The 26,061-nt window shown below is 53.1% G+C and carries 24 protein-coding genes; 11 read left to right on the top strand and 13 right to left on the bottom strand.

Annotated elements, in window-relative coordinates; all coding sequences use genetic code 11:
• Positions 1 to 21: 21 nt before the first annotated feature.
• Entirely contained in the window at positions 22 to 915 is an 894-nt protein-coding gene (locus KP814_RS26095) for a LysR family transcriptional regulator ArgP (protein ID WP_216739540.1), read from the bottom strand.
• Positions 916 to 1,103: 188 nt separating this feature from the next.
• On the opposite strand from KP814_RS26095, the gene KP814_RS26090 reads away from it, so the two are divergent.
• Complete coding sequence (locus KP814_RS26090; RefSeq protein WP_216739539.1) at positions 1,104 to 1,709, top strand: LysE/ArgO family amino acid transporter; 606 nt, start codon at positions 1,104 to 1,106, stop codon at positions 1,707 to 1,709.
• 11 nt (positions 1,710 to 1,720) lie between these two features.
• Here the strand turns inward: KP814_RS26090 and KP814_RS26085 are convergent, their stop codons facing one another.
• The 4 genes from KP814_RS26085 to KP814_RS26070 all read right to left on the bottom strand — a co-directional run bounded on the left by KP814_RS26085 (position 1,721) and on the right by KP814_RS26070 (position 7,803).
• The gene (locus KP814_RS26085) at positions 1,721 to 2,668 is read right to left on the bottom strand and encodes an XdhC family protein (RefSeq protein ID WP_216739538.1); all 948 of its coding nucleotides are present in this window, start codon (positions 2,666 to 2,668) and stop codon (positions 1,721 to 1,723) included.
• Between the two features lies 1 nt (position 2,669).
• Positions 2,670 to 4,856 (bottom strand): xanthine dehydrogenase family protein molybdopterin-binding subunit, encoded by a 2,187-nt coding sequence (locus KP814_RS26080; protein WP_216739537.1) that lies wholly within the window; start codon positions 4,854 to 4,856, stop codon positions 2,670 to 2,672.
• A gap of 9 nt (positions 4,857 to 4,865) precedes the next feature.
• Entirely contained in the window at positions 4,866 to 5,324 is a 459-nt protein-coding gene (locus KP814_RS26075) for a (2Fe-2S)-binding protein (protein WP_216739536.1), read from the bottom strand.
• A 211-nt stretch (positions 5,325 to 5,535) separates the two neighbouring features.
• Positions 5,536 to 7,803 carry a hypothetical protein gene (locus KP814_RS26070; RefSeq protein WP_216739535.1) on the bottom strand — a complete coding sequence of 756 codons (2,268 nt, stop codon included), beginning with the start codon at positions 7,801 to 7,803 and terminating at the stop codon, positions 5,536 to 5,538.
• Positions 7,804 to 8,092: 289 nt separating this feature from the next.
• Between KP814_RS26070 and KP814_RS26065 the strand changes: the two genes are divergently transcribed.
• The 5 genes from KP814_RS26065 to KP814_RS26045 all read left to right on the top strand — a co-directional run bounded on the left by KP814_RS26065 (position 8,093) and on the right by KP814_RS26045 (position 12,337).
• The gene (locus tag KP814_RS26065; RefSeq protein WP_216739534.1) at positions 8,093 to 9,250 is read left to right on the top strand and encodes a M48 family metallopeptidase; all 1,158 of its coding nucleotides are present in this window, start codon (positions 8,093 to 8,095) and stop codon (positions 9,248 to 9,250) included.
• Positions 9,251 to 9,304: 54 nt separating this feature from the next.
• Positions 9,305 to 9,967, top strand: a complete 663-nt coding sequence (locus KP814_RS26060) for a TIGR00266 family protein (protein WP_216739533.1) — start codon at positions 9,305 to 9,307, stop codon at positions 9,965 to 9,967.
• A gap of 10 nt (positions 9,968 to 9,977) precedes the next feature.
• Positions 9,978 to 10,661, top strand: coding sequence for a TIGR00266 family protein (locus tag KP814_RS26055; protein ID WP_127972911.1), 684 nt, complete (start codon positions 9,978 to 9,980; stop codon positions 10,659 to 10,661).
• A gap of 11 nt (positions 10,662 to 10,672) precedes the next feature.
• Positions 10,673 to 11,725 (top strand): TIGR00266 family protein, encoded by a 1,053-nt coding sequence (locus KP814_RS26050; protein WP_253938643.1) that lies wholly within the window; start codon positions 10,673 to 10,675, stop codon positions 11,723 to 11,725.
• Between the two features lie 153 nt (positions 11,726 to 11,878).
• Positions 11,879 to 12,337, top strand: a complete 459-nt coding sequence (locus KP814_RS26045; RefSeq protein ID WP_216739531.1) for a GNAT family N-acetyltransferase — start codon at positions 11,879 to 11,881, stop codon at positions 12,335 to 12,337.
• 252 nt (positions 12,338 to 12,589) lie between these two features.
• Here the strand turns inward: KP814_RS26045 and KP814_RS26040 are convergent, their stop codons facing one another.
• Positions 12,590 to 13,078 (bottom strand): DUF5063 domain-containing protein, encoded by a 489-nt coding sequence (locus KP814_RS26040; protein WP_216739530.1) that lies wholly within the window; start codon positions 13,076 to 13,078, stop codon positions 12,590 to 12,592.
• A gap of 281 nt (positions 13,079 to 13,359) precedes the next feature.
• Here KP814_RS26040 and KP814_RS26035 point away from each other — a divergent pair, with 281 nt between their 5' ends.
• The gene (locus tag KP814_RS26035; protein ID WP_216739529.1) at positions 13,360 to 14,247 is read left to right on the top strand and encodes an alpha/beta fold hydrolase; all 888 of its coding nucleotides are present in this window, start codon (positions 13,360 to 13,362) and stop codon (positions 14,245 to 14,247) included.
• 65 nt (positions 14,248 to 14,312) lie between these two features.
• Here KP814_RS26035 and KP814_RS26030 read toward each other — a convergent pair whose 3' ends face one another.
• A complete protein-coding gene (locus KP814_RS26030) occupies positions 14,313 to 14,786 on the bottom strand; it encodes a hypothetical protein (protein WP_216739528.1) in 474 nt (157 codons plus the stop codon).
• A 444-nt stretch (positions 14,787 to 15,230) separates the two neighbouring features.
• A complete protein-coding gene (locus KP814_RS26025; protein ID WP_216739527.1) occupies positions 15,231 to 15,983 on the bottom strand; it encodes a TIGR00266 family protein in 753 nt (250 codons plus the stop codon).
• A 283-nt stretch (positions 15,984 to 16,266) separates the two neighbouring features.
• Between KP814_RS26025 and KP814_RS26020 the strand changes: the two genes are divergently transcribed.
• Complete coding sequence (locus KP814_RS26020; RefSeq protein WP_216739526.1) at positions 16,267 to 17,454, top strand: hypothetical protein; 1,188 nt, start codon at positions 16,267 to 16,269, stop codon at positions 17,452 to 17,454.
• A gap of 49 nt (positions 17,455 to 17,503) precedes the next feature.
• Here KP814_RS26020 and KP814_RS26015 read toward each other — a convergent pair whose 3' ends face one another.
• Positions 17,504 to 17,986 carry a GreA/GreB family elongation factor gene (locus tag KP814_RS26015; RefSeq protein ID WP_216739525.1) on the bottom strand — a complete coding sequence of 161 codons (483 nt, stop codon included), beginning with the start codon at positions 17,984 to 17,986 and terminating at the stop codon, positions 17,504 to 17,506.
• 266 nt (positions 17,987 to 18,252) lie between these two features.
• Positions 18,253 to 19,893, bottom strand: a complete 1,641-nt coding sequence (locus tag KP814_RS26010) for a M28 family metallopeptidase (RefSeq protein ID WP_216739524.1) — start codon at positions 19,891 to 19,893, stop codon at positions 18,253 to 18,255.
• A gap of 390 nt (positions 19,894 to 20,283) precedes the next feature.
• Between KP814_RS26010 and KP814_RS26005 the strand changes: the two genes are divergently transcribed.
• Positions 20,284 to 20,973: a crotonase/enoyl-CoA hydratase family protein gene (locus tag KP814_RS26005; protein ID WP_216739523.1), complete on the top strand. Its 690-nt coding sequence runs from the start codon at positions 20,284 to 20,286 to the stop codon at positions 20,971 to 20,973.
• 31 nt (positions 20,974 to 21,004) lie between these two features.
• On the opposite strand, the gene KP814_RS26000 is transcribed toward KP814_RS26005, so the two are convergent.
• Positions 21,005 to 21,643 (bottom strand): metalloregulator ArsR/SmtB family transcription factor, encoded by a 639-nt coding sequence (locus KP814_RS26000; RefSeq protein ID WP_216739522.1) that lies wholly within the window; start codon positions 21,641 to 21,643, stop codon positions 21,005 to 21,007.
• 177 nt (positions 21,644 to 21,820) lie between these two features.
• On the opposite strand from KP814_RS26000, the gene KP814_RS25995 reads away from it, so the two are divergent.
• Positions 21,821 to 22,228, top strand: coding sequence for a VOC family protein (locus tag KP814_RS25995; RefSeq protein WP_216739521.1), 408 nt, complete (start codon positions 21,821 to 21,823; stop codon positions 22,226 to 22,228).
• A gap of 225 nt (positions 22,229 to 22,453) precedes the next feature.
• On the top strand, positions 22,454 to 22,696 hold the full coding sequence (locus tag KP814_RS25990; RefSeq protein ID WP_216739520.1) for a hypothetical protein: 243 nt from the start codon (positions 22,454 to 22,456) through the stop codon (positions 22,694 to 22,696).
• Positions 22,697 to 22,852: 156 nt separating this feature from the next.
• Here KP814_RS25990 and KP814_RS25985 read toward each other — a convergent pair whose 3' ends face one another.
• Both KP814_RS25985 and KP814_RS25980 read right to left on the bottom strand, forming a co-directional pair.
• Positions 22,853 to 23,335: a hypothetical protein gene (locus tag KP814_RS25985; protein ID WP_216739519.1), complete on the bottom strand. Its 483-nt coding sequence runs from the start codon at positions 23,333 to 23,335 to the stop codon at positions 22,853 to 22,855.
• 1,029 nt (positions 23,336 to 24,364) lie between these two features.
• The gene (locus tag KP814_RS25980; RefSeq protein WP_216739518.1) at positions 24,365 to 25,927 is read right to left on the bottom strand and encodes an RNA-binding protein; all 1,563 of its coding nucleotides are present in this window, start codon (positions 25,925 to 25,927) and stop codon (positions 24,365 to 24,367) included.
• Positions 25,928 to 26,061 lie beyond the last annotated feature (134 nt).

The raw sequence follows: 26,061 nt of genomic DNA, 5'->3' as shown, positions 1-26,061 counted from the left end.
GTCAACTTTGCAGGGAGAACGCTATTTAACCGTTATTTCTCCCTGATTTAAAGGGATTGCCGTGCATAAATGTCGCGTCAGACCTTCCAGCGTCTCTCCACCCTGTCGCCAATAATGCCAGTACAACGGCACTTTTTGCGCATAGCCTGGCTTTACTTCCACCAGCCGTCCCGCCGCCACCGATTCCTGCGCCTGAATCTCCGGCATCATGCCGTACCCTAGCCCGGCTTCCGACATGCGAATAAACCCTTCTGAAGAGGGACATAAATGAAACGGAAATGCGCCCTGATAACCCAGGCTCTGCAACAGGCGATGCTGCAATTGATCGTCAGGGCCGAAATTAATCACCGGCGCAACCGCCAGCGCATCAGCATTCAGCCCCAGCGGAAAATAACGGGACATAAACCCCGGGCTGGCGTAGGCGCGATACACCAGTGTTCCCAGATAAACGCAACGAGAGCCCTGCACTGCCTGCTCCGCACTGCATACACATCCCGCCACATCGCCATCGCGCATGCGTTTGAGCCCGATATCCTGATCTTCAATCAACAGGTCCAGCAGCACGCCTTCGCGCTGGCAGTAATCGCCCATCACGGGAAACCACCAGGTGGCGAGACTGTCCGCATTAATAGCGATGCGCAGGCGCAGCGCCTCCGCGCCCAGCGTCGGCACGTCCAGTAACAGATCATGCTCCAGTAGACGCACCTGCTGCACATGATTGAGAAGGCGTTTTCCCAGATCGGTAGGCGCGAGTCCCGGGGAGCGGACCAGTACAGGTTGCCCTAACCTCGCTTCCAGCAGTTTGATGCGCTGTGAAATTGCGGACTGGGAAATACCCAGCAAGGCGGCGCCTTTCTCAAAGCCCTGGCCTTCCACTATCGCCGCCAGCGCCTGTAGTAACTTGTAATCCAGCATGATCAGTTTTTCTAATGAGATGTTAGGATTATTTGTTTTATTAATATACAGAAACACCCTAACCTTCAACACAGACAAACGCAAGGCGCCTGCGACAAGCTGAATCACAACAACGTACATGACTATAAACGTCCATAACGACACAACGTCTATAGCGGCAATGTACATTACAAAAAGGTGTTAACTGCATGTGGCAGAGCTATTTTAACGGGTTTAGCCTCTCTCTGGGGATTATCGTCGCGATAGGCGCACAGAACGCATTCGTATTGGCGCAAAGCCTGAAGCGGGAGCATCACTTTCCCGTCGCCGCAATTTGCGCACTGGCGGACCTGGTGCTGATCGCCGCCGGCGTTTTCGGCATGGCGGCGTTACTGAGGGAGTTCCCGCAGATTGCAGAGTGGGCGCGCTGGGGAGGAATGATTTTTCTCTCTGCTTACGGCGCCTTTTCCGTCAAGCGGGCGTTCTATCCGGGTCCAGGGCTGGAAGCGGAAGGGGCCGTCAAACGTAACCTTGGCATTGTCGTAGCGACCACCCTGGCGGTGACGCTCCTCAATCCACATGTCTATCTGGACACGCTTTTCCTGATCGGTTCAGTGGGCGCTCAACAGTCCGCCCCCGCCGCTTACGCAGCCGGCGCCGCCTCGGCCTCGATCATCTGGTTCTTCGGTTTGGCCATCGCCGCCGCCGCGCTGTCGCCCTGGCTGTCGCGTCCTTCATTCTGGCGACTGGTGGATGGGCTGATCGCAGTGCTGATGTGGCGCATCGCCTGGGGGTTGTTTCAGAACGGCGCGTAATGCGCCGTTTTTTATGCGCGGCGGGAAATAATTTCAGCGAGAATCGAAATCGCAATCTCCGGCGGCGTTTTACCACCGATATTCAGTCCAATGGGCCCTTTGACGCGATCAACCTCCGTCGCACTGACGCCTTCCGCCGCCAACTGCTCTCGCCGTAGAGCCTGCGTCCTCAGACTCCCCAAAGCGCCGATATAGAAGCAGTCCGTGCGCAACAGGTTGCGCAAAATAGGAAGTTCCCATTCATGGTCGTGGAATAACAACGCCGCCGCCGTCCAGGCGTCGCTCCAGCCCTCCTCGAAATGGTCCGGCGTATGCAATCTGGTCACGCCGGGCGGGGCATATCCAGATGCATCCCCGGGAGAGACCGCCAACACTTCATATCCCATCGCAGGCGTCAGCATCAACAACTGTCGAAATATCTCTCCCCGCCCAAACGCCAACAGGCGGGTGGCGGGGTTATAAACTCTGACAAAGCGATCGCCGTTCGCATAGGAGTCGGAAGCCTGCGTTCCTGAACAGGCTTCCAGTTGCAGATACGCGCCATCACCGCTGGCTGCGCGCTCCAGGTCCATGCACAACAACGCTGGCTGACGCTGCAGTTGCCGATCTCGCACTGCGAACAAAACATCAGCGCCGACATTAACGTCAATCAGCACATCTATCCCAGAGCCGCAAGGCAGCCGAATATCAAAGAAAGGAGAGTCCTTACCGTAACGCAGCTTGCGATTGCGTCCGTCCGCCAGAGCGGCGACCGCTTCATGGGTTAACGCCGCCTCAACGCAGCCTCCCGAAATCAAACCTACCGCCACGCCGTCCTCACGCACCGCCATTTGACTCCCCAGCGGGCGCGGCGAGGAACCGTCGACGCCTACCAGAGTAATCAACGCCACCCTGGCGCCCTGAGCCAGCCAGGCGCAGGCCGCAGGTATCACGTTTTCCACAAACATCGGCGCGCTCATATCAGGCGAACAGGTTCTTGAATGGAAGGCTGCGAGGGATTTCTCCTGTCGCGGCGAACAACGCATTGGCCACCGCAGGCGCTGCAACCGGCGTACCCGGCTCGCCAACGCCGGTGGGCGGCTCCGCCGAAGGCACGATATGCACTTCCACATCCGGCATTTGATTCATGCGCAGCACTTGGTAGTCATGGAAGTTGGATTGCTTGACCGCGCCATCCTCCAAGGTGATCTCACTGACCAGCGCTGGCGATAAGCCATAGCCAATCCCCCCCTGCATTTGCGCTTTGATAATGTCGGGGTTGATGGCGAGCCCACAGTCCACCGCACAGGTGATTTTCACGATACGGAAGCGGTTGTCGTCCACTGCCTCAATCTCCGCGACCTGGGCCACGTATGAATTGAAAGATTCATGCACCGCCACGCCGCGAAAACGCCCTTTCGGCAACGGTTTATCCCAGCCGGCTTTTTCCGCCGCCAGCTTCAATACGCCCTGATGACGCGGATGGCCTTCCAGCAGTTTCATGCGGTAGGCGACCGGGTCCTTACCGGCGGATTTGGCCAGTTCGTCGATAAAAGTCTCTGTGGAATAAGCTGTGTGGGTCGATCCAACGGAGCGCCACCATAGAATGGGCACGCCCTCCTTGATCGTGTGCAAATCCACCTGCATGTTGGCGACGTGGTAAGGCAGGTTGGAGGCTCCTTCTACAGAGGTCGGATCAATACCGTCTTTCATCATGCCTTCAAAGCCAGTACCGGAAATAATCGACTGGCCCACAATGCGATGACGCCAGGCGGAGGGGTAACCGTCCGCACCCAAGGTCGCAGAGATCTGGTGTATATAGATGGGACGGTAGTACCAGCCACGCATATCATCTTCACGGGTCCACACCAACTTGATCGGGACGGACTCCGAATAGGCTTTGGCGACCTGCGTAGCTTCAACGATGTAATCAGAGTGCGAGTTGGCTCGACGGCCAAAACTGCCTCCCGCCAACAGCATATTGATCTTCACGTTTTCCATCGGTACGCCCAGGATCTGTGAGACCTGCATCTGGTCCCCCGTCTGAAACTGGCAGCCATACCAAAGTTCAGCGCCATTCTCTTTCTTCTGAATCACGCAGTTCATCGGCTCCATCGCCGCGTGGGCCAGAAAGGGGAACTCATAGATGGCGTCAAACTGCTTTTCCGCCGCAGCGTATGCCGCATCGAAGTCGCCATTGCGCAAGACGGGCGTCCCCGGCTTATTCAGCTCTTCGCGGTACTCCTTGAGAATAGTCGCTGAGCTTTTACGAAACGCAGTGCTGTCGTCCCATTCCACTTTGAGGGCGTCCCGGCCTTTTTTCGCGGACCAGAAGTCCTGCGCCAATACCGCCACGCCAGCGGGTATCTGCATGACCGACACGACACCAGGCACTTTCCGCGCCGCGGAGTCGTCCACTGTTTTGACCTTACCCCCTGCTTTGGGAGCATGGGCGATCAACGCCGTCAGCATGCCTGGGAGTTGCACATCCTGGGTAAAAATCGCCGTTCCGTTGGTTTTACCCGGATCTTTACGCACCAGCTTCTTACCAATCAGGCGAAAGTCTTTGGGATCTTTCAAGGTCGCCGTTTCCGGCACTGGCTGCATAGCCGCCAGTTCCGCCAGATCTCCGAAGCTGGCTTGTCTGGAGGTTCCGCTGTGGCTCACTTTGCCGGATTCGACCTTGATTTCCGCAGCTGGAACCTTCCACAAGGTCGCCGCAGCAGCGACTAGCATTGCTTTAGCTTTGGCGCCCGCTTCCCGCATCTGCTGGTAGGAATTCGCCATGGCGGTGCTGCCGCCGGTGCCCTGGAATGGTCCCCAAAACAGGTTGTTATAACGCTTGGCGTCCGCTTCCGCCCCTTCCACGACGACCTGGGACCAGTCCGCATCCAATTCTTCCGCCAGCAAGGTTGCAAGCCCCGTGTAGGTTCCCTGCCCCATCTCGATGTGCTTGCTGATAACGTACACTTTGTTGTCTGGGCTGATGCGCACGAATGCGTTGGGAGCGAAGTCCTGGTTAGCCGCCTCGCCCGAGGTTTTCCCCGGACCGGACTCCGCTGCGCCTGCCAGAGAAGGCAGTGATAGCGCCAACGTCAGTCCCGCTCCGCCCAAGGTGGATTTGCTGATAAAGGAACGACGGCTCAGGCTGGGATTCATGGTTTTCATAGAGCCTCCTTACGCTATCTTTTCTGCTGCGGACTTGATCGCAGCGCGAATGCGGACATAGGTGGAGCAACGACAGATATTGCCTGACATAAAGCTGTCGATGTCACTGTCGCTGGGCTTGGGGTTGCTTTGCAAAAGCGCCACCGCTGACATGATCTGCCCAGACTGACAGTATCCACACTGTACGACCGCTTCTTCTTCCCAACTTTCCTGCACCGCCTTGGCGACCTTCGACTCCAGCCCCTCTATCGTGGTGATAGACTGCCCCTGAACTGAGCCAACCGGCGTCACGCAGGAACGAATCGCAGAGCCATTCATATGCACCGTACACGCGCCACATTGCGCCATGCCGCATCCGAACTTGGTTCCAGTCAAATGCAGATGATCCCGGATCGCCCACAACAAAGGCGTATCCTCAGGCACATCCAGCGAGCGCTTTTCTCCATTAATAGTCAGTTCGATTCCCATAATCGCCCCCACAGAGTATTCGTTGATTCTTTATATCCCTGACCCGGGATGTGGTTGATAGGCATACACAGCTCAGTAAAGTGTAGTCCTTGTCAGACAAGAGCAACTACATCATTCCTGCGGGAGACTTGCCTAATACTGCGGAATTGGGGGAAGAGAAAGAAGTAGAAAGGGGCGGAAAAGAACTTCCCGCCCGAAGAAAAATTTAACGTTAATCAGTCACAACAGGAACGTAGACATTTATTTCAATGCGTTCGTCTGACTTTGTCACAACCATATAATCGCCTTCGCCACCAAACACCGCGACTGGAGCGCCTTCATATTCCTGTTCTGCAACCTTCTCGAAAGCGGGATTCAATTCCGTCAAGAGTGTCCCGCCATCTTCTATCTCCGAAACAGCCAGAAGGCCGCTGCTTTTCGTCCAGGTAGCGCCTTTTAACGAACTCAGAGGCAAGCTAACGGCATTGGTCAGCTGACTCCCCTCCTCCTCAAAGCTGTATACAGCCCTATCGATAAGCAACAGATCTTTGAATGGGTTGTACGCTAAAAAGCCGGCTGATACCGGAGCATCGACTTGTGCGATGTAATCCAAATACCTAGGGCTGGAAAATGAAATCATGAGTTCAGGGAAGTCATGCGAGAAAAAGTATAAGGCGTCGTCTTTGCCCGAAGCATACCAACCATTCAATGCCGGCGGTACACTGGCCTCAGACAGAATGCGGCCAGTGTTGTCGTACAACCAGGCGCCTTCTGACATTGGAGACGCCATGACGATAACCGCATTTCCTCCGGCTATTATAGAGGTGGGATTGCCGACCATGTATGCAAAAAAGCGATTCTCATTTTCCTCATCGAAGTATCTGACTTCACCATTCTTGTACAGAACATAAAGCCGCTTAACGCTATCGGAATAACTCATATCGACGACAGGCTGACTTAAACGCCATGGATTTTTATATCCATGGTCGACAGCGGACCAACGATAGATGGCGTTGCGATCGCCATTCAGAGCAAACACATCCCCTTGCCGATTACCCTGAACGATCGTCGCAACAACCTCAGAATGCATTCTCGCGATATCACACAGACTGACGTCCATGGGCGAGCCATGCTCAATCAGAGCGCATGACGAATCATTGGGATAGTCGTCCAGGGACAATCCTGTCGTCGTATCAGCATCGGTGAAGCCGGGGTTCCATTCATCGGGATAACCGTCGTTATCAGAGTCTTTAGAGGCGGAGATGTCCGCTGGAAAAGCATCGTCACGATTTGGTACGCCGTCGCCATCATCGTCCAGACGGATATCGTAGCTATAAATAAATGTTTCACCGCCATCTTCAACCACAAGCGCCACTTGATTTCCGGCGTCAACCAACGCCTTTGCAACTCCCGGGTATATCCGGTAATCCACTACCTGGCGAGTATCGTCCCACCTAATGAGATAGGTTTTTCCCTCATGAATGTAGCTCGCCAGAATATGTCCTTCAAGCCAGAGAGTCTGCTTGTATTTGTACTCCCCAAACCCGAAGGCATCAGGATCAGTAAAAGGACTTCTAAGCTTAGTTAGGGCGGAGTCTCCGTCTAAGTCATGAATTTGGGCCCGCAGATCAACCAGCGCTCCCCCGTCAGGACTCAACGAAAAATCTCCGTCTTCCAGGCACCTCGCCAACTCGGAGGAGTGCTCAATTGTCGCGGCATCCTTGTTGTAGCGTCTCCAATAGAGACCGCCTTTAGTCACATAATCACCTGATCCGCAGAAATAGTATTCCGTGCCCGGAAATGTCTGGTAACCAAAGAAATAAAGACGGCCAGTCTCAGAATTCCATTGCAGAGTGTATAGCTGATCATTAATAGAAGTACTGCTCTTAACTTGCCCGACTGCGTCCAATAAATAGAGAACATCGGGGCTGTAGTAAGGATCACGGTCACCAGGGACCACAACCCACAAATCGTCGCCGGCCGCGACAAGTTTAATGATATTAAGGCCAGGCTTAGCGAAAGGGCGTTCTGTTTTATCTTTAGTAATATCAATCGCCGTAATTTCGCCGTTCTGATGCCCTAAAAGCAGGCGTTCATGCGATGCGGAATATTCAAAATCGGATATTGGATTTAACAGCGTAATAGGATTGATATAGCGCTGGGTAGTCAGGTTCCATCTATATATCTTGCTTGCATCCTCACTACTCAGGACATACAAAAGACCGGAAGGCCCCGCCTTAAACCTATCGGGAGAGCTTGCCGGCTCCCAATCTTTAGTTCGGCAATCTTCAGATAGATCAGCTTGTGTTCCGACAGGGGCGTCACAGGGATTAGATGGATTGCTCGTATCGCCAGAATTATCTCCCTGCTCCCCGCCAGTTTCCACGCTTCCGCTATTGCTGTTATCGGCAGCAGAATTTCCGCCTCCACCACCGCAACCAGGCAAACAAATAAACGCTCCCAAGAGCAACAAAACAGACAAATAACGGGGCAGCATCATAACTTTACTCTAACTTCCACAGACTACATTTGAATAAAAAGCGCGCGATTCTAGCATGCAGTGTATTCAGTAGACAGTGAAAACAAGATAGTTCATCACAGTAAAGTGATCGCCTTAACATAGGGGTCACGGCGTTTGCGCCAGCTAAAGTTTGCAACTATTTTAAATCAAAGCCTTTTTCCCCGTTTCTGCTTTACGGCGATTAAGAAAGAGGATTTAATTCCGTCCCTGACAACTTGTCCTTTTTATTACTCTTCAGCACTTCAGAATTTCATACAGGAAGGGATGAATGGAACCAACGCAAACCTATCAGGCCCATGCGTTTCACGAGCAATTCAATAACGGCAGAGCTTCTGGCTCCCTGACGGTGTCCAGCGGGTTCGTCGAGTTCTCCAATGGCGAGAGTAGCGTTCGCTTTCCTGTCACCGGCGCCCAGGTCAAAATGGGCGGGGCTAGCGATAGGCTGGTTTTTATCACTCATCCCGACTTTCCCGAGTGGAGCCTCTACACCAGCGATCGCAGCATCCTACATCACCCTGCTCTGCATCAGGATAATCATCTGCAGGGCCAGCTACGCAAGGCGCGTAATGTACGTCGTATTAACTGGTCAGTGCTGGTCATTGTCGTGGCGTTGATCATCGGCACGCCGCTTTCTATTGTCGTTTTTATGGATAGCATCACCGCCGTCGCCGCAAAGCAGGTTCCCGCTGAGTGGGAAGAGAAACTGGGCAAGACGGTATTCGGCCAGTATCAGGTAGAGAATGAGCTACTTGAATCCGAAGATGGCAAACAAGCGGTCGCCGCGCTTACTGATCCACTGATTAATGCCGTGAAAGATGAGCGTTACACCTACAAGGTTTACGTATCCAACTCATCCGACATCAACGCTTTCGCATTGCCTGGGGGATACATCGTTATTAACTCTGGACTGATCCTGGCCGCAGATAACGCCAGTGAGGTTCTTGGCGTCATGGCGCATGAAATATCACATGTCACGGAGCAGCATGGCGTGCGCAATATTATGGGAGCCGCCGGCACTTACGCGTTGGCTCAGGCGCTGTTCGGCGACGTCAGCGGTCTGCTGGCGACCGTGGCCAATGCAGCGCCGCTATTGCTGAACCAGAGCTATTCCAGAGGGTTTGAGTCGGACGCCGACGCCAAGGGACTGGAATTGCTAAAACGCGCCAATATCGACCCTAAAGGCTTGATTTCCTTCTTCGATAAAATCATCGAAGAAGAGAAAAAGCGCCTTGAGAAAATTGAAGACGAAGACGCCAGGGATCTGATGAAAGACACCATGGGATTCCTGAGCTCGCATCCAGCCACCGAGGATCGCATCGCCGATCTTCAAGAGCGGATCAGTGATCAGGAAGGCGACTACCGCAATCTGGAGCCGGAATTCCAGAGACTGAAGCAACTGGTCAAAGAGTTTGTGGCGGAAAAATAGAGTCCGCTCCATCGAAATTCGAAGAAATAAAGTTATCGACAACGGAGATAGCGCATGAAGGCAGAGATAAAAGGAGGCGCCGCGTTCGGTTACGTGGACGTCGAACTGGAGCCCGGCGAGCAGATCACGGCGGAGTCCGACGCCATGTCCAGCATGTCGGCGGACCTGGATATGGAAACGCGCACCAATGGATCGTTTTTTATCGCCATCCTAAGAAAATTTCTGGGAGGCGAAACCTTCTTCATTAACCGCTTCAGCAATAACACCAGCGGCGTGCGAAAGCTGACCTTGGTGCAGCCTACTCCAGGGGAGGTGCGCTGCGCTGAATTGAATAATGAAACCTTGTGTTTCCAGCCGGGCGCCTTTCTGGCCGCGACGGAAGGCGTCACGCTGGGTGTGCGCTGGGCGGGATTCAAATCCTTCATCGCCAAGGAAGGTCTGTTCAAGCTGGTTGTCTCCGGCACAGGCAAAGTCTGGTACGGAGCCTACGGCGCCCTGCTCGAAAAAGAGATTGATGGCGAGTATATCGTCGACACCAGTCATCTGGTGGCCTATGACCCAGGCCTGAGCCTGCATATCCAGCTAGCTGGCGGCCTGTTCTCCAGCTTCTTCGGCGGCGAAGGTCTGGTAACCCGGGTCGAAGGCAAAGGCAAAGTCATCATTCAAACCCGCAGCATTTCCGGTCTGACCGACTGGATCAACCCAAAACTTTTCTAAGGGGCGCACTATGGACATCGAACTTATCCATCGCCCTGGCAACACCGCGGCGAAAGTCAAACTGGCCCAGGGCGAGATCTGTACGGCGGAATCTGGCGCCATGATCGCCATGAGCGGCAATATGGACGTCACGACGACAACGCATAAGAAGCAAGGCGGCGGCCTGATGAAAGCGATCAAACGCATGGTCGCAGGCGAATCTTTGTTTCTTAACCACTTCGAACCCAAATCCGGCGACGGTGAAGTCTGGTTCGGCGCGACGCTCGCTGGCGACATGATGGCCTATGAACTGGACAATGAGAGCCTGATCGTACAGGGCGGCTCCTTCATGGCCTGCGAACACAGCGTGGAAATCGATTTAGGCTGGCAAGGGTTCAAGTCTATCCTCTCGGGAGAGAGCATGTTCTGGCTGCATATGAAAGGAAAAGGCAAAGTGCTGCTCAACTCTTTTGGCGCCATTTATCCGGTGGAGGTGGACGGGGAATATATCGTCGATACCGGCCATATCGTCGCCTTCAACGAGACGCTGGATTTCACCATCACCAAAGCCGGCAAAAGCTGGATGCATTCGTTCCTCGGCGGCGAAGGGCTGGTTTGTAAATTCCACGGCAAGGGCACCGTCTGGTGTCAGTCGCATAATCCATCCAGCTTCGGATGGGCGATGTCCTCAGGCTTGAAGCCGCGCAAAGCTTAAGGAGAGTGATGATGAGCACAGCAGCATACCAAGTCACTGTGACAGGTGAGTTGAATCCTGGCGTTACCCGGGAAAGCGCGGTGGAGGCTTTCGCCAAATTGTTCAAGGTCGCGCCTGAGACCGCCGAGCAGATATTTTCCCGCGCCCCGATGGTCGTGAAAAAGGGCATTGATGAAACCACGGCGGATAAAATTCAACTGGCGTTGACTAAAATCGGCGTGCAAAGCCAGGTAGGAATGAGCGAAGCGCCCGCTCCTGCCGTCGTTGCAGCGGAAGAGCCGCAGCCAAACAATGAGATTACCAGGCCAGTTCCGCCTCCTCCTGAGCCTGTACCGCAGCCTGCCCCCCCCGCCATGGCTGAGCCTGAAGCGAGCATCGATCAGGAGCAGGATCAACCGGGCTTTAAATTCAAAATTGAAGGGAGACCAGACTTCGCATTCCTGACGGTGCAAGTGCCCGGCGGAAAGACACTCAGGGTGGAAGCCTCCGCAATGGCGACCATGGACACCAACATGGTCATGAAGACCAAGGCGAAAGGCGGCCTGGGCCGCTTCTTAACCTCCGAGTCCATTTTCATCAATGAATTCACCGCTCAAAACGGTCCCGGCGAAATTGGCATCGCGCCGGCGTCTCCTGGGGATCTGGCGCACGTATTTCTACAGGGAGAAACAGTCTTTCTGCAGAACTCCGCATTTGTCGCCTCCGACATGGGCGTGACGGTGGAAACCAAATGGCAGGGGCTGACCAAAGGTTTCTTCTCAGGCGAAAGCCTCTTCCTGATTCGCTGTAGCGGCGATGGCGACCTCTGGTTCAACACTTACGGCGGCATGATCATGCTGGACGTGGATGGCGACTATGTCGTGGACACCGGGAATATCGTCGCGTTTACGGAAGGGCTGGATTACAGCATCACCAAAGTCGGCGGATACAAGTCCCTCTTCTTCTCCGGCGAAGGTTTTGTCTGCCGTTTCAGCGGCAAAGGCAAAGTATGGATACAAACCCGCAGCGTACAAGCCTTCACCAGCTGGGTTTACCCATTCAGACCAGTGCAGAACAAGGGATAGATCTTATCTAAACAAGCCTTCGATGAATATCGGAGGCTTCTCTCTACCAATCAATCACCTGCGACTATCAGCGCAAAGGCCAATATGGGGAAAACCTATGGCCGTGCTAGGCTAGCCAAGCAATATCATTACAACGCATCAGGAGTATTAGCTGTGATCAACTGGACCCGTAGAGCCTTTAATGAGTTAACGCTTGATGAACTGTACGCATTATTGCGCCTACGGTCAGAGGTTTTTGTTGTGGAACAGAACTGTCCCTACTTGGATGCGGACGGCGCGGATAAAGACTGCCTGCATTTACTGGGCTGGTCGGACATAGAAGGCGTACAAACGCTGACAGCCTACCTGCGTCTTGCGCCGCCAGGAATAAAGTACACAGAGACCTCCCTGGGCAGAATTGTCACCGCACCATCTGCGCGAGGCGGCGGTTCAGGTAAAAAGCTAATGGCTGAGGGCTTGAGTTGGGCGCGTGAGCGCTTTCCTCAACACGACATTAAAATTCAAGCGCAGGCTTACTTGGAAAAGTTTTATCAAAGCTTCGGCTTCATCACTATTTCCGAGCAGTATGACGAGGACGGCATTCCTCATATTGATATGTTGCTGGCAAAGTAAATTTCTTATGCATGGAAAACCATTCAAGGTTTTCTGTCAGATAGAAGGGCGACGGGCGGCTTCCATGCCTGGGTTTAACAGCGCTTCTGCGTCAATTCCGTTTATAAGTCCGTTTCGACCCAGCCGGGTCTGCGGGCTAATCCTTTTGTGAGTCCATTTGTGAGTCCTTGATGAGAGCGTCCCTCTCCATCCCGTCGCAGGAGTAATATTACTTTTTGCAGCGACAAATACTGTCGCGGACTCGGAATTTTTTTAGCGATTATGACGACGCCAGTGCAGGGCTTTTAATGCATCGATGGCGTGCTGCCCCCAATGAATGCGGAAGCTTTCTTCCCAGTAGCACACGGCTTCTTTGACGTGATGATGATCCCATAAGGACAGGCCGTCTTTCATGTCGCGATAAATATCCGCCAGATCATCGGCGATGTCGCCCGCATTGACGGAAGCGGATTGCATATCAAACGGGTCGTCGATATCGCGATACTGTGTGAATGGCATCGAGCTGAATCGCTGGTAGACTTTCTGCCAAGCGTCGTGGGTCATGGTTTCAAATTCCAGATCCGTCCCCGCCGGCTCAAAAGGCAAATCCAGTATCGTCGCGTAAAGCTTAGCCAGCAGCCTGGTAGCTGTCGCCATTTCTTCATCTTGGGAGCCCGGCGTCGCTTCGCTCCATTGACAATATTCCCGGGCCAATTCTACAAAACGTTGAGTTTGCTCACTGCTGGGTTCTATTGTTTTCAAGTTCAGTTACCTCTGAATATTAGGCTCGTTGTAATTCTATTGCGCAGGCCATTGCACAATTACAGCCGCGATTTTCGCCGCCGACTCATTCTTTATTATCTACGCAAAGACAGAACGCCTTTCGAGTTAATTTGTCACCAACGTTATCAAATACCCCATTGATTCAACAGCTAGTATTAATGCTAGCTCTGTATTCATAAATTCGAATGGAGAATAATGGGCCTCTCTTGCAAATTGCTGACAACACGCCCGTAAATCAGCTCAATACAGGATGTTATGACATGAGCGAAAACCTGCACTGCTGGACCCATAATCCAAAGCAAAACAACGCGATCATTCTATTCGTACACGGGGGCCCCGGAAGCCACTCGCATTATTTCAAAGAGTGGTTGCAACGTTATCCTATTTACAGCGAACATTTTGGCTGGATCTCTTATGACCAGCGCGGTTGCGGACTATCAGCGCAGACGCCCGCGCTCAGTCATCAAGATAACGTCGATGACCTTGTCGCCGCCATTCATCGCCTAAGCATCCGCCATCCTGGCTTCTGCGCCGTGGTCGGACACAGTTACGGCGCCAGATTGCTTTATGACGCACTTAAACAAGATGACGCCATTGAGACTAAAGCCGTTTTTCTGGGGAGGTCTCTACGACCGGATATTCCCGCTAAGAGAAACTTCCTGATAGATCAAATCCTGATGAAAGTTTTCCAACGGGATGACTACGCCACGCTGATGCAGGAAGTTGAGTATGATATTCAGAATCCCGCCAGCTTATGGAGCGCCAAACAAGCATTCCGGGAAAAGCTGAAACACCGTGATCTGCGATCCTTATTTTATTGGTCGAACTTTCAGGCCATGGATGAATACGCCGCCATCAAAGCGCAGACGGAGTTACAGGAAAGCGATGAGGTGTTTAAGCAGATTACCAGCTCAATTCACAGTCAGTCAGGGCCGGACGAGGAATATGACTTCGCCAGCTTGAAACAAGACTCTTTACACATTATGGGCGTGGGCGATTTCGTCATGGCGGGAGACACTTACACTGCGCCAGCGGACAACGCCTATAGCGCCAGAATGTTTTCCAAGTCAGGACATTATCCGCATCTGGAAGAGCCGGAACCGTTTATCGCGACGCTGGAGCGCTTCCTTCTCCACCGTCGCACATAACCACCCGCCGCGACTCAATAGGCGTGCGGCGCGTTCTGGCTCTTCCAAATGTAAAACGAGGCTTCTCAGTAACTTCTCAGCCGGACTTTGTTTAAAAACTGAGTCCGCTCATGTTCGTCTGGAATACACTCCGCCATCGCCTGATAAAGCTTGATTTCCGTCGGCGACTCTTCGCGGCATTTGCGCACGATACAGCCCGCCAACGGCCCGACATACCGGCTGAGAAGCTGCGTCAGACGCTGCAGCTTTTCTTCGCTCAAGGCGGTTCCAACGCTGCTTTTATATTTGGGCTTTGGCCTGTTCGTGTTCGCCGCAGGCGCGGCTGCTTTCTGGCGCGCAGTGGAATCCAGGCTGCGTCCGGGGTGTGTCATAACGTCATTTCTGTGGGCGCGATCAAGAAAAGTATCTCGCTCGGCGCCGTTGGGAATATGCAATGACAGCGTATCAATCATTTCCGGCAGTGAGCGGGAATGCGAGGCGGCATTGCGAATAAGGTGAGTTGAAACCGGCCCCAAGTGTCGCGCCAGCGCGACGGTCAAGATGCCATAGATTTCCGCTGACAGTTGAAGTGGCGATGTTGTTTCAGATTGACCATTGCGCGCACCACTTCGGCTAGCGCTCTCTTCGGCCGTGTGACTTCCATTCTTCCCATAAACTCTGGTTGCCAAAATATCCATACCATAGCCGCCTGTAATGTTGCTTTCGTTTTTAGTATCAGGAGATGTGAGAGAGTTTCACATTAAGAGAGGCAAGGCCTTGCAAGGCAATACAGAGTCGACCGCATGACATCCCTCTCATACGCCGCGAACACTGCTGGGTTCTGGGCGTGTGGCGGCTCAAACAAAGCATTCCAGGCTTCATGGGCCGCCAAATGAGCAAGCGTCGCATCAAGCGGACAACCGTCATTAATTTGATAAACGATCACCCGCGCGATGACGTTAAACGCCTACGACGTCACACTCTATCATGATAAAACGTCAGTTTCAGTCCTCTCCTACTTCTACCCCGCCATTTTGTTTGGGGGCATGAGCCAAAATTCGATCCGCCAGCCGAGAGAACGGCAAACTTTGAATCCAGACAGTCCCGGTTCCACGTAGAGTCGCCAGAAACATGCCTTCTCCGCCGAAAAACATACTGCGTATGCCTTTCACCATCTCAATTTCGTAACTGATGGACGGCGTAAACGCCACCAGACAGCCGGTATCCAAACGCAGCGTTTCGTTATCAAGGCGCTTTTCCACCACAGTTCCGCAAGCGTGGATAAAGGCCATGCCGTCCCCTTCCAGCTTTTGCAGCACAAAACCTTCGCCGCCGAAGAAGCCGCTGCCCAGTCGACGATTGAACTCCACGCTAATGCGAGTCCCCATAGCCGCCGCCAGAAAGGAGTCTTTCTGACAGATAATAGTTCCGCCCTGATTGGCCAGATCCACGGGTACGATGCTGCCTGGATACGGCGCCGCAAATGAAACCTGCTGCTTGCCATGGCCGCTGTTGGTGAAGTGAGTCATGAACAGAGACTCCCCGGTCATCATGCGTTTGCCGGCGCTGAACAACTTGGAAAAGAAGCCCTGCTCAGGGTCCGAGCCATCGCCCATCTTGGTTTCGAATTCTATGCCGCCGGTCATGTAGTTCATGGCCCCGGCTTCCGCGATGACGGTTTCGCCTGGGTCCAGCTCCACTTCCACCATTTGCATATCGTGGCCGATGATCTTGTAGTCCACCTCGTGGCTGCGCATATCAGTTTTTCTCCTTGCGGTTTTGTTGATGACCTCATAACGCCATAGTTATCAAACAGATGCAAGCCTCCCTCCTTCTGCAAAAGACAGTACAGGTCGTTGTGTTCTGTATTATTGGCCAGGATTGACACAGCCATTGATAAAAGCAGTTCCATCATTGTTTTGCACTCAGCGCACAGCCAATTTCATCACTGCAATTGTCCCGCCGCTGAGGTATAAAGGGAGCGCAAAAATGTTCGGAAACAAAGACTACAACAGGAAGCTTTTAGGCAGGATCAGAACCATGGAACGTACTGAAAGGGAGCAGACTTCGGACAGCAATAAGGCCTTGCGCACATTACGCACCGCGATGCTGGCTGGAGCGGCGGCAATCGCCCTCTACGCACTGCAATTTTCGGCGATCTCGCAAAAAACGGCAGTGGCCAGCGTTGGGCTGATGGTGGCGGGCGCCTTCCTGCTTATGGGCGGCGTACTCGGCTTTATATTCGGCATTCCCCGCACCTTGCAACAAGAGTCAGGCGGAGCAATCAAAGTCGGCGCCAGCGACAGCCTAGGTGCAGGCTACCTTGCCAACACCAATCTTGAACAAATATCCGACTGGCTGACCAAGATGCTGGTTGGCGTCGGCCTGACTCAACTGACCGCCATGCCCTCTCACCTGCGCGAGGTGACCAGCTATATTGCGGAAGGCATCGGCGGCGGGCGGGACGCCTCTATCTTCGCCTTATCGGTGCTGCTGTATTTTTCCATCATTGGATTTCTATTCGGTTATCTCTGGACCCGCCTGTTTCTCGCCGGCGCTTTTCGTCAGGCGGATCAAACCGCGCTGGGCACATTATCCGCGCGCATGGAGCAGGCGAACCGCGACATTGAAGAAATCAAGAAACAAACCAAACTGGATGCCGAAGCGCAAAACCTGGTGGACCGCCAGCTTAACCCGAGTTTTGAACTCCCTCCCGCCCCACAACCGGAGCTGGATGAAGCCATCGCCGCCGCCTCGCCGGAGGCCAAGGCGAAAATCTTTTATCAGACCTGGAAAGTGCGTGGAGAAAACTGGCGTAACAATAAACAACTCATGGAGAAAACCATTCCCATATTCCGCGCACTGGTCAAGTCAGACCCAGACGGTCGCTACCATATGAACCATGGGCAACTGGGCTTCGCGTTGAAGGATAAGGTGACGCCGGAATGGGAGAATGCGCTAACAGAACTGTCCTGCGCCATTGATATCCGCGGCGGCAATAAGGAAGAAGGCTGGAGATACTATGAGTTCAATCGCGCTATCTGCCGCATTAACCTGGATGAAGACTTTCGCAGCAACCAAGCCTCTGCTCCGCCTGTGCGCAAAGCTATTGTGGCGGATCTAAAGGAAGCAATCGCGCACGACTTTACCGATTTGGTCAGCGCCAATGAAAACATTCAGGCATGGATGCAGCTGAATCAGGTCAGCATGGAAGACATGGTCGCCTGACCAGTGAGAGCGTAATGGGAAGTCTTACCAGGCTTCCCATCGGCTTGGATCACTCTAACTCGACGATCTCAAATTCTTTCTCCTGCCCCGCTGCGACAAGCACAACCACGTCGCCCACCGTTTTCCCCATCAATTTCATACCGATGGGAGAATGCCGCGTAATAACCAACACCTCTTGTTCATCCAGCAGAAACTTATACCCAGCCGCTTCAGGCCCCACGAACAAACGACGCTCAGAGCCGTCTTCCGCTTCCAACGTGACTAACGCAAAAACGCCGACCTCATCTTGATCAGTAAAACGCTTGGGCGGGGTATTTTGATAAGAGGCGAGCGCCAGTTCCAGTTCCCTCACGCGCCGGGATTGCCCTTCCGCCAGATAAGACGCCTCCAGACCGAAAGTGTCGTATTTGTTTTCCGCGACGCTTTCTGTATGGGTGGCGGTTTCATGAGCGGTATTGGCCGCCTGCTGGGCGACAGCCAGGTCGTCCTGCAGTTTGGCGATAATCTGTTGGTGAATTTTCTCTTTTCGCATGGTCCTAAAGCACAACGGCGCAGAAAACGAAGAACATGATTAAAACGGCGATACGCCGCGGCAGACAGGCGCTGACACGCAACAGCCTATCCATTCAGACAAATAGAAGGAGACAGCGGGCCCGCCGGATGAATAAATAAACCAGATTCGTATTCCTGTCCATATCCGCCGTTCAAAGAGCCAGATTACAGCCGCAAAAAAGCCCGGAACCGCACAAGGCGGCGCCGGGCTAAGCGCTATGGGTTTACCAACCAAGGATCAGTGGATTATTTGATCCAGTGTTTACCCCAGTGAGTAATGTCGTAGGAAGAAGCGCTGGAGCTGGAGCTCGCGCTGAATGCGCGCATAGCTGCAACACCTTCGTCTTTCTTCGCCGCAGCTTCGATTTCATCATCGATAACTTTGGTGGACAGAGACAACCAGCTGGTTACGAACGCCACTGCGTCGATGTTGATTTCCAGTGCGTCCTGCGCGATGTTATTGATATCGTCGCAAGCCTGGTGGTAGCAATGGTCCAGAGCAACGCCAGCGTCGCCGCCGTATTTCTCCGCCTGCTCTTCAGTCTTCGCGACTTCCGCGCCAGTGAACAGACCGCCGAAGGCTACGCCGTCAGTGAAGAACTGCGCATAGTCGGAACGGAAGCTGATCTCGGTGCCTTCATAAGGCAGCGCACGCAGCTTGTAGTAGTCTTCGAACAGTTTTTCAGTGGCCTTGGACCCAGGAGGGCCTTCCAGACCGAAGTCAGAACCGTCGCCGTCATAAATCATATAAGCGAAGTTCGGAGAAGCGATCATATCGAAGTTCAGGTAGACCTTGATTTTCTTAAGCTCGTCTTCCGGCAGGTTCTGCACGTAGTGTGTAGAGCCAACCAGACCTGATTCCTCAGCGCCCCACCATGCGAAGCGGATTTTGTTGCGTGGATGCGCGCGACGCATTTGCAGCGCCATTTCCAGCAACGCAGCGCTACCGGAGCCGTTATCGTTGATGCCAGCGCCTTCATAGACGGAGTCAAGGTGCGAACCGACCATGACGACGTTGTCCGGATTGCCTCTTCTGGACTCGGCGATCACGTTAACTGTCTCGGTTTGCTTTCTCACGACGTCAGTCACGACGTGCATCTGCAAGCCTTCAGTTCCGGACCATGCAACACCGTTGTCGTAGGTCGCGAACACGACAGGAATGCCGCCTGTGTAATCATCGCCCAAAGTGGCGTTCATCAGACCTTTGCGATCTTCAGTGTTGCCCTGGTTGAAGATGATAACGCCGATTGCGCCAGCCGCCGCTGCATTTTCCGCTTTGATCTGGAAAGTACAGGAGCCGCGCTGAACCAATGCGATGGAGCCTGCCGGGAAGCCGGCGAAGTCTTCCGCTTCACATCCGCTGGTAGAGCCGTTATCTGGACCCAACGCCAGATCAACCGCCGCCACAGGACCCGTTACATCGCCTGCGTCGGTTTGCGACAGATAAGAGAAGTCAACTTCCCACTCATAGGAAGTGGTGTCTGGAGCGGTGGATTCCAGAGTTCCTGGACCTTGCGGATAGAACGCATTGAACGGGAATGGAGCCAGCGTTACGTTGTAACCAGCGCTTTCCAGCGTGGATTTGATGTAGTCGACGGAAGCCTCGTAACCCGGCAAGCCAGCGGCGCGAGTGCCGTCGTTAGCGCCGGCGATATCGTTCAGCATTTGCAGGTGCGCCATGACGTTTTTAGCCTGCATACAACGAGGCAGTCCCCATGGGGAGTTATTTAAAACGCCAAAGCGGCATTCCAGTGGGTGCAGGCGGTCTGGGCTCCAGAATTCGTTCAAGAGATCACTGCGTGAAGGGGGCGCCGAATGAGCGGCGGTGGCGAGAGCAAGAGTAAGGGAGCTCAAAGCCATGGATAGGCTTGTCTTCTTCGTTAGCATTTATTCCTCCAGTCCATATAGGAGATTTATTTTTATCTGATAGGCCTGCTTTTGGCCGGCTATCATTTTCGCCCTATACAACTCCTCTTAGGCGCGATCAGTCTATAGTAGTCAGATTGAGTCTATGCGGAAGGGGTTAGTCCGGGCTTTAGGTAGGTAATTACCGAAGGCCGTTATCCCTCACGTTTAATTAATGTGAAGAGGCTCACACTTTATAATGTCAACCCTTAGTGGACTATCCCAATAGTCTCGATTGGACAATGGGTTAGCGCGCATAAATCGCATTCTCGGCCTTCTCAATCGGCTCCCTGCAAGGCTTTATGTGCCATAATACGCCGCCTGATAAGTCATATAACAACACAGCAAACACACACAGTTAAGGAGTCCACGATGAGCGAGTTATTGAGTTATGAACTCAAGGACAATATTGCCGTCATCACGCTAAATAACGGCAAAGTCAACGCCATTTCCCCGCAATTGATCGAAGAGTTCAACGCAGCATTAGACGCTGCGGAACAGAGTAAGGCCGTGGTGGTCATCACAGGAACACCGGGCATGCTCTCCGGCGGTTATGACTTGAAAGTCATGACGCAAAGCATGGAGTCAGCGATGGCGCTGGTTAAACAAGGGTCCACCCTGTCTCACCGCCTGCTTTCTTTTCCCATGCCAATTATCGTCGCCTGCCCAGGTCACGCTGTCGCCAAAGGCGCCTTCCTGTTGCTGTCCGCAGACCTGCGCATTGGCGTCGAAGGCCCCTATAAAATAGGCCTGAATGAAGTGGCGATCGGCATGACCATGCATCACGCCGGCATCTCTATCGCCCGCGCGCGTCTGGCGCCGGTATACCTCAACCGATGCGTCATCAATGCGGAAATGTTTGCGCCTCAACAGGCCAGAGAAGCCGGCTTCCTGGATATCGTGGTAGAAGAGTCAGAACTGATGGCGAGGGCGATGGAGGAAGCCAAGAAAATGACGGCGTTGAATTTGAAAGCGCACAAGAACACCAAACTGAAAGTACGCAGCGCGTTCTTGAGCGAATTGGCGGAAGCCATTGAGAAAGACGCAACCGGATCACTGTAATCCCACACGTCACAGGCGCGCCCGCTCATGGTTAAGCTTTCAAAGTAAACCGATAACAGCAGCGACGCGCGCCTTTCAACACATGTTCCGTACGCTCCACCGCTGCAAGCTCTTCAAAACAGCGCTGGAAATTTTGCAGCTCCGCTCGACATAATCCCTGACAATGCTGCGCCGCCACGCAAACAGGACAATGGTTTTCCACCAGATACCAGACGCCTTCGTCCTGCTCAAAAAACGCGGCCGCCATATATCCTTCCGCACTGCGCAGCTCCGCCAGTTTGGCGATTCGGTCCGACACATCAGGATACACAGATAGCGCCGTTAAATAGCTCTGCAATTGTTTGGCGTTGCGCGCCTCAATGAGCTTATCCAACCCTTCTTCTCCAAACACCTCACGGGTGGATGCGATCAAGTCGACGGTCAGATTGGCGTGACTATCCGGAAATCGACCCTGCGCCTTTTCCGTCAGACGCCAGACCGCGACAGGGCGTCCACGCGCCTTCCTTTCCTCTACGCTATACAAAAGGCCCTCTTGCTCCAGCTTTGCAATGTGCTGCCTGGCGCCCATGGTGGTCATGCCCAACATCCCGCCTAATTCGGGAGCGCTGGCCGGCCCTCGGGATTTAATCAAGTACAGAATGCGCTCGCCGCTGTCTTCCTGCGTCGTCAAAGAAGTCTCGCTCCTACAATGAATGGATAGCGCTTCAGTATACGTTGATAGGAAAAATTTAGTAAAGCGATAGCTTTACTAAAGAAAGGAACAGGCATAATCTATTTGTAAAGCAAACGCTTTACTAAATAAACCTAACAACAAATACGCCCCCAGGGCGACAATGGAGAACGAATCATGTATCTGGAACACGCTAATATCACCGTTGAATCCATCGAAAAGTCCATGGAGTTTTTGCAAGCCGCTTTCCCCGACTTTGCATTACGGGGCGAAGGCGATCTGATGAGTCAAAACGGCAGATGGGCCCATGTGGGCAATGACCGCTTCTACTTCGCGCTACAGCAGTGCGATAACCACCTGAGCGATGTCAGCACCCGCTATATCAACGACGGCATTAACCATATTGGCATGGTGGTGGAGGATCTTGATGGGGTGACAGGACGTTTGCAGCAGCGCGGTTACGATGGTTATGAAACAGAGGCGCATCCGTTTCGCCGTAGGGCCTATTATTTCGACCCTAACGGCATCGAGTGGGAATTTGTGCAATATCTGAGCGAAAACCCTGCGGAGAAGAACCGTTATTAGAGCGCCCAGGCAACGCCACATCTATTAAGCGTTAAACGCCCCGTTCATGGGGCGTTTCATGGCGATACCAGAAAAGTTGTCGATATAGCGATCAACGTGCAGAAAAAGTCCATTTATCGGGCATTTATTTAACAAAGTTTCACAAATAACCGCGAAATAATTATCGGAGAAACCCGCCGCCATCGGATACCATGGCTCTACATTATTACAAGAACTGAGAGTGCTATGACCAAGTTAGTTTTCCGGGTCGCAGTCAAGCAAAGTGAGAAAGCGGACTACTTCTCGTCGATACCCGGACTTCTGGTTTGCGGCGTGGGAGGCACGCTGGAGGAAACGCTGGCCAACACCCAGCTCATCATCGCTGACTACCTAAAAGACAGCATCAATGCCCCTGTTGCAGCGCTAGCGGACACTAAAGTCACTTATACCGACGTCACCTGGCATATCGTCGAGATTAACCGCCCGTAATTTCATGGCTACCTGGACCGCGTATTCATTCCCATAATAAATTGAATACTGGAGCCTCCCCCTATTCAAACCGCGCACACGCCCCCTTGAAATCCTCGTATGGAGTAAACCATGGTGGCCTCCAACCATAAAGGTCAGGTTGCATGATTGGCCTAATTAAGCCCTAACCCTATGATAAAAAACACTTAGGTCTTCGGCGTCGTAATGCTTCCAGCTAAGGTCTTCGTATCGGATAAATAATTCTTTCGAACGAAGGATATCCCACCATGCGTGAACTTTAGATAGAAGTATTTCTGGCTCGAAGCTATCCGCAAGATCGCGAGGAAAGAAAGACAGCTCAACAGCACACTTTTCGTCTTCTGGACAATCCAAAAATACCTGTATTTTTTTCACTATGGCTTTTTCGCACTCAAAAAAACCCAATGCGTAGCTTGTTTCAAGATCAAATAGTGCGGCCAGTGATTCTGCGTCTAGCGCAATATCTGCCCCATCCTGATCAGTAAGACTACCCATTCCGTACTCAGAAAACAGCGCAGACACGAATCTGACAACATCTTCGAAGAGAGCAGGAGTAAAGTTGATATCCCTAGTGCTTCCATCTTCGTCCTGAAGACAGGCCATAATTCGTTGCTTATTCATAGCCACCCTAGAGAAATTGAATCGAAGCAGGATAGAACGAAGTTATAGAAGAAAGCCGACGACAAAGATTTGCATGACAATCTCGCGAGCTCTACCTACTGAGCTACAGTCACTACAGACTGCCGGGGCTCGAACCCGGGACCTCGCGAATCAATGTAGTCATACTGGCATTCGTCAGCGCAAACCAAAACGCTTTTCCATATTCGCCCCAAGCTGAGACTCAGGATATTCCTCAGCTCTGGCGTTATGGAGAAACGCTCTTGTGGGCGCTTCCCTTCAGCGACAAAAATGCATAAGACGCAGCATGGTTTCAGTATGTAGTCTAATACGCATTCGCTAAAAAGAGCAAAAGCGGCCAACAAGCGTAGCGCAAGGCCCGGAATATGTAGCCCTGCAAAGTATTTGGCCTAAAAAGTCGGCGACAAAAGTTTGTATGACGCATATACCGCGCGCCTTTACCAATGGGCCACAACTGTAAACAGTCGCCGGGATTCGAACCCGGAAATTCGCAGCCCCGATGTAGTCATACGGGCATTCGCCGACTTACCAAAGAACCCTTGCATCAAATGCAAAAGCGCTTTCCCATAATTTACTCATTATGGGGAAACGCTCTTGCAAGCCTTTCCCTTCGGTGACGAGAGTGTGTGTGACAATCCTGCTCTCCCGACTGAGCTACCACGCCATTTTAAGCGTGGGCGGGACTCGAACCCGCGACCTGGCCATTAAAAGTGGTGTAGTCACACAGGCATTCGCCAAAACTCAAATAAGGCGGCCAACAAAAAACAGCCAGGAAGTTATTTGGGAAAAATGTAATCCTGACCAGCATTTGGCCTAAAAAGACCAGCGACAAAAAGGTCGTATGACATCTACGCTCGCGCTACCACTGCGCTACGGTTGTCAGCCAACCGCCGGGACTCGAACCCGGGACCAAATGGTTAATGTAGTCATACAAGCATTCGCCAATATCAAAAATTAAGCCTTCGAATCAGGCCGCCCGCAGACGGCCTTTTTCTCCACCAAGATCCCTGGCTACAGTTCGATTTCCCTGATGGTGCGCACCCAGGTCTGTGGGTTATCACTCAAAAAGGACTTCATCACGGTGAACACCTGATCGGAGAATCCTCCCACGTTCAGGATGTCATCACGCTCCATCGCCTGGGTGTACGCATTGGGCACAACATCGATACACACCATTTTTGCTTTGGGGTTACGCTGCTTCAGCTTCAGCCACTCCTGCATCACCGCCGTCCCTGAGTTGTACCCCGCATAACGGCTGTTCGTATCAATCCATGACTCGTTATCGCTAACGAAGACCACCGTATCCACCTCCGCTTTGCGTCGGTTCAGCTCCACCAGAGGCGCAGAGCAGTTCGTTCCGCCGCCGCCCAGTTGCGCCAGTTTGGTCGCGTTGGTCATCACCGAATCCCGGGGATTCAAACGCACCTGATGCACTGAGGTCGCGAACGGGAGAATCTCCGCATCCTTGTTTTTCGCCAGGATAGCCGCAGCCACCAGAGCGGCGACATCAATACACCGCACCTTACTGGAAGCGCCGGGACGATAACCTGATACCGACTGAGTCATAGACCCGCTGGTATCCGGCAGCACGACAACCCGACCTTCCAGCGCCGGCACATTCTGCAGCGCGATCTCCATCGCGTCCTGCAAGGCCTCCGTCACCATTTTAGGCACACCTTCGCCCGCCATGGTGTAAGCAGCCATCAATTGGTACGGAAACGCCTTAGCCTTGCGAATGGCGTTCTCATCACGCAGACGGTCAGCGATCACACGGTCCATTCCTTTTTCATTGAACACGCCCTGCCGCGCAAAGGTATTCAAGTTCATCCGCGTCATCTGCCATCCCGCATTGCGGGCGATGCCAGCCCAATGCGCTTGCGTCAGGTTCAGCGCTGTCAGCAACCGAAACTCCACTTTCGGCAGCGGCTGAGACTGATCCGCCTTAAAGGCCTCATAATCCCGCACAACCTGCGGCAGCTTCTCCGCATCGTATTCTCTATCGATCAGATAACCGTACAGAGCCTGCCGCATCAGGTTTTCCGGCTTTGGCCGCACCATCTTGATGACATCCTTCATCGAAGGCGACGCACCGACAGAATCCATGAACAAAGAAGACTCGCCACGAGCGTTGATCCACTCTTTCACCAGCCGCTTGGGCATGGTTCCCAGGGATTTCCGTCCAACAACGCCGGAACGCATGATCTGCACAAAGTTTCTCACCATACGGCCGTTATCAATGACCCGCTTGAACACAGCAGGAACCAGTTCCGGCGCCCGCACAGTCAGTATCGCAGTCAACAGCGCTGGCATATCTTTCATGAAGCCGCGCTCCCGAGCGAACACCGCCAATTTTGCGATAAACTCAGGCTCTACTTGAGCGGCGAACTCCATGACTTTTTCCAACTGATCTTCAGCGGAAGCATAGAATGTGCTGGTGAAACATCCGGTCACCGCGTACTGCGCCAGCGCATGCTCTGCGGAGTATTTATAAGCCAGGCCGCCGGCCTGATTAAGGGTGTCCGCTGCAGGCGCCATATTTCCGCGCTGGGTGTTGAATAGTGTTTTACTCGCCATTTCTTTACTCCCGCCGACAATACATTCGGCTTTACTGAATTTCACTGCTATCTAATCTGGTAATCAGACTCTGTCGCAGTGTTCCAAGACATTGTTTGTTTACTTGCCAGATGTATTGCAGCCCACATGCCAAC

The sequence above is a fragment of the Hahella sp. HN01 genome (assembly GCF_018986435.1).
Taxonomy (GTDB): Bacteria; Pseudomonadota; Gammaproteobacteria; order Pseudomonadales; family Oleiphilaceae; genus Hahella.
The sequence above is the reverse complement of the archived record's forward strand: the minus strand, read 5'-3'. Positions and strand labels throughout refer to the sequence as shown.